Here is a 4,311-nt window from a genome sequence, read left to right as displayed (position 1 = left end):
CTTCCGCAGCCAACTCATCGGCCCGGCGCAGCTTGCGCACGATGTCCTCCGCCGAGTGACGCTTACGTCCTGCCATGATCCTCATCGTCCCTTCTCCGCCCTCATCAGGGCAATCAGGACTCTAGAACCACCCGGACCGGTTCACGGGGGACAGGCCACTCGCGTTGAGCCCCGCAGCTCCTCGAACGACGCTGACCTGGTCAGCCAATCTAGCTGGACAGACGTGATATTCGATAGTCCGTTGTCGGGCACCACGACGTAAGGAATGAAGACCGGATCTTCCTCCACACCGAACGAATGGTGGTCCTTGACCAGCTTGGCCGTCGAGATGATCTGCTCAAACTTGCTTGCCACGAAAGCAGAGTCCATGTCTTCGTTGTAGGTCGAAATATCGGCTAGTCCTTGTGCAAGTCCTGCACTCAGATGGTGATTGGTGGCATCGATGAGGATGCACGCACGACCAGCGACCAGCATGAAGTCGCAGACCGACGGTGGTCGACCTTTGACGCCTGACCACTCCGCCTGCATCTCGCTTTCAGAAACCAGCCGGGTGATCTTCGAACTGTACGAAGCAATCCGCTTCAAGATCTCACCAGCGACTCGCTCAAAAGCGTCGTTCATTGCCAGGCTGAAGGCCTCTGCCGTCGATCGTGGTTCCGCAGGCCCGAAGGCGAAGAATGTCTGCCAGTACAATTGTGCGCCGAAGAATCGATCGACAACCCATTGATATCGGAGAGCGAAGATTGTGTCACCATCTTGCCGCAGGAAGGGGCGCTCAGTGAACACGTAACGCTGGTTTGTAACGGGCCCCTGTGCGCGATCGCGGCGAAGCCGTCTTGCAAATTCAGCCGGCTTGTAAGCCATATTCTTGAAGACAAACTCCGCGGCGTCCTCAGTTGCACCCGCTCGCACTAGGTTCAAACGATCGAATTCGAACTGTCCGGCCACAATGCTCTCGCACACGATCTGCCCTACAACCATCACATCGAGAAGCGGGACCTTATTGGCCAGCTCGAACGCCTCCGCAGGGTTTGATCCAATCCGCTTATCAGTGACTCGGGCAGGCCAAGGACGGAACCAGAGGTCGTAAGTCGAGGCCTTGATCGACTCAATCTTGACCGATTCGTTGCTCAGTAGATTCGCCATATCGTTCAGAGAATGTTGCCGGACCGCTGCCACAGTTTCTTCGGAGGTATACGCCTCGATCGCCGCAATCTGCGCTCTGTACTCGGCGGGATCCGGATTCGCCAGCACGTCGAGAGGGTTCTGTTCACCAGCGTGCTCACTCGTGATCGACATTACGAGTTCAAGCACATCAGCGATCTCAATGTCTCGTGCATCGGCGTCCGCACACGCCTCAAGAGCCTCTCGTATCAGCTGCGTCATCGATCTCGGGGGAATCAGGCGATGAGTTACTCCCACCTTCGCCGCTAATTGGTTGGCCCACTCGGTGCCGGCTTCCACAAGCAACGCACGTTCAACACGCACCTCCGACCAGTCAGTGGTGGCGGCGACATCGAGCCGAGACTGAATCGCGGCTAGAACAAGAAGAGCTGAGCCCTGCGCAATCTTACCAAGGCGCTCGGTCCGCTGTGCGTGACTCAATGCAGTCAAACCGGCATGATCAGAGACGATCGGAAATACTGGTGCCGGTTGTACGCTAGGTACTCCACCGAATTCTGCAGCGGTTTCAGCTGTCCTGCGCGTACCGTTTGAACGAGCTTCGCGGCGGCGTTGTTTCGTCGTCTTTCCGGTCCGAGGCGTGCCGCGCTTCTTTTTCGACATCCTTTACCTCCTCCTGGCGCTGACCGTAGCAGCCTTACAACCGAAACCGTAAGAGCCTGCAGGGCATTGGGGGCACGTCCAGTTGAGGCTGCAAACGTCAGACATCAGCGTCGACAAACGATACGTATTGGGCATATGTCGCTGCTGACGCCACTGCATGCCGTTCGATGGTGGCAGGGGAGTAACCGAGAGTATCGGCCAGGATCGCAGCGGGTGCGAGTTTAGTGAGTTCGTGCAGGGTGCCAAGTCGGGCAGCGCGGGTGCCGAAAGTCGACTTGAGCCGGTTTCGTAGATGAGTTGGATTGACATGCTGGCCAGGGACATATCCGCGGAACACCCAGCGCGTACTTGGGTGAGCAGCGGTGTTCGCGAGGTCGCGTTCTCCCGCGAGGTAGCGGAATGGTTCGTCGAGCGGTGCGGGTAGAGCGATGGCGATGTCGCCGAGTGTGACGGTCACGAGTTCGTCTGAGACTATGACCTGGTCCCAGGTGAGTTTGACGACGCGGTCGATCTGCTGGCCGAAGACGAGCACCAGGATCGCTGCAGCTCGGTCCCTTGGATTCAGTTCTGGGGGCCTTGACCCCGGAAACTGGACACGGGGTTTGTGATTACGCGGCTTTCTGCAGGCTATCGGATGTGTGAGCGTTTTCGTAGTCGGCAGGGCTGAGATAGTTGCAGTACGAGTGCCGGCGTCGGGTGTGGTAGCGGGTGATCCACCGGAACACCGCGAGCCTTGCCGCCCGGGGCGATTCCCAGCGGGCTGCGCCTTGCAGCGTTTCGCGTTTGAGTGTCGCATTGAACGACTCGGCCAGGGCATTGTCCGCGCTCGTGCCCACCGCTCCCATCGATTGCGCAACACCCAAATCCGCGCAGATCATCGCGAAACCCTTTGAGGTGTATTGACTTCCGCGATCGGCGTGGAACACTGCACCGGCAAGACCGCCGCGGGTCAGTGCTGCGGCACCTAAGGCATCTTCGACGAGTTCGGTACGCATGTGCTCGGCGATCGACCAGCCCACCAGGCGGCGGGAGAAGCAGTCGATCACCGTGGCCAAATACAAGAACTCATTGTCCCCGCATGGCAGATACGTGATGTCACCGACGTATCGGGTATTCGGTGCGATCGCGGTGAAATCACGGTTGAGCAGGTCCGGCGACGGAGTGTCGGCTGGTTCGGCGATGGTGGTGCGGTGTTTTCGGCGCAGTCGCAGGCCCTCGATGTTGTTGGCGCGCATGATCCGTGCGATCCGTTTGTGATTGATCCGCTGGTCGGCGGGTTGTCCGTGATTGATCTCGGCGGTGATCCGGGGCCGCCCGTAGGTGTTGTCCACCGTGTGGACGGCGCGGATCTTGTCGGCGAGTTCAGCGTCGGCTGCGGCCCGGGCGGCTCGTTTCTCGGCGGCGTTGATCCATGCGTAGTACGACGAGCGGGCGATATCGATGACCTGGCACAACCGCTTCACCGGGTAGGTGTCGGAGTGGTCTGCAACGAACTGGAAGCGGTTCACCAATTCGTCTCTCCGGCGAAATATTTGGCCGCCGACCGCAGGATGTCTCGCTCAGTTTCGAGCTTGGTTTTCTCCGCGCGTAGGTGTGCGACCTCGGCGCGGAGCCTGGCGGCTTCCTGCTCGGGTGTCTCGCCGGTGCCGGGCCCCGGAGCGGTGGCGGCGGGTCTGCGGATCGGGATACCCGCATTTCTCAGCCATGTGGTCAGGGAGCCGTGGGATACGCCGAGATCGGCGGCGATCCCGGCTACGGTCGCGCCGCCGGTGTCGCGGTACAGCTCGACTGCGTCGCGGCGGAACTCTTCGGAGTAATTTTTCTTTGCCATCGGGTTAGATCTTCTCGCTTTCCCTGGTCTGAGACCAGGATCAAGCGTGTCCAACCCGCGGGGTCAAGGCCCTGGTTGGTTTGACGTAATGCTGTCGACAGCGTCTCGCTGGCCCTCAGCGCTCATCTTCGGGCTGGTGCCACGTCGATGTGGTGTCATTGTGAGGTCTGCGGCGATCAGCTTGGTCTTGATCGCCCACGCAAGAAAGCGGATGGCGAACTCTCGCGTGCTAGGACCTTCGGCCTGCCATGCATCCAGATCTGCTTGGGACAAGTCACCGATCGAGATGTCCCGGTCAGTGAGCCAGTTGAGGAATTCGATTGTGACAGTGACGGTTTGCTTGGATCGAAGGAAGGTTCCATGTGATACCGACTCCATCGAGTGCATCTGGCGAAGGTGGTGCCAGCGAATGTAGCGGTTGACGACGTCACGATGCTCCGGCGATTCCAATCGGTCCAGGGCGTCGTTCGACCAGTCCATGTAGCGGTGGAGCAGCCCATCTCTGGGTGGAAGGATCTGGTGCGTGACCAGGAGCTCGCGGACGTACTCCCGGGTGCGCGATCGGGGGAGTTCGTCGACGATGTCGTGGGTAACGAGCGGTGTGCGAGCCAACTCAATGGGGGTGTCAGATGGTCTGTGTAAGTCCAGTGCTCATCAGTGAGAGGAAGATCTATGAGCATGGCGTTAGACGACAA

At 59.5% G+C, this 4,311-nt stretch carries 4 protein-coding genes; all 4 read right to left on the bottom strand.

The window, feature by feature from the left end; translation table 11 throughout:
- Positions 1-141: 141 nt before the first annotated feature.
- Complete coding sequence (locus A5785_RS05555) at positions 142-1,785, bottom strand: hypothetical protein (RefSeq protein WP_156527997.1); 1,644 nt, start codon at positions 1,783-1,785, stop codon at positions 142-144.
- Positions 1,786-1,882: 97 nt separating this feature from the next.
- A complete protein-coding gene (locus A5785_RS05550) occupies positions 1,883-2,317 on the bottom strand; it encodes a hypothetical protein (protein ID WP_231895429.1) in 435 nt (144 codons plus the stop codon).
- 76 nt (positions 2,318-2,393) lie between these two features.
- Positions 2,394-3,616, bottom strand: a protein-coding gene (locus tag A5785_RS05545; RefSeq protein ID WP_156527995.1) for an IS3 family transposase whose coding sequence is annotated in 2 segments (ribosomal slippage) — positions 2,394-3,310 and positions 3,310-3,616 — 1,224 coding nt in all. Because the reading frame shifts where the segments join, the coding sequence is not laid out codon by codon here.
- A gap of 63 nt (positions 3,617-3,679) precedes the next feature.
- Positions 3,680-4,096 carry a hypothetical protein gene (locus tag A5785_RS05535; RefSeq protein ID WP_231895428.1) on the bottom strand — a complete coding sequence of 139 codons (417 nt, stop codon included), beginning with the start codon at positions 4,094-4,096 and terminating at the stop codon, positions 3,680-3,682.
- Positions 4,097-4,311 lie beyond the last annotated feature (215 nt).

Source organism: Gordonia sp. 852002-50395_SCH5434458 (assembly GCF_001665905.1).
Classification (GTDB): domain Bacteria; phylum Actinomycetota; class Actinomycetes; order Mycobacteriales; family Mycobacteriaceae; genus Gordonia; species Gordonia jacobaea.
This window is presented reverse-complemented; position numbering and strand designations above follow the sequence as displayed.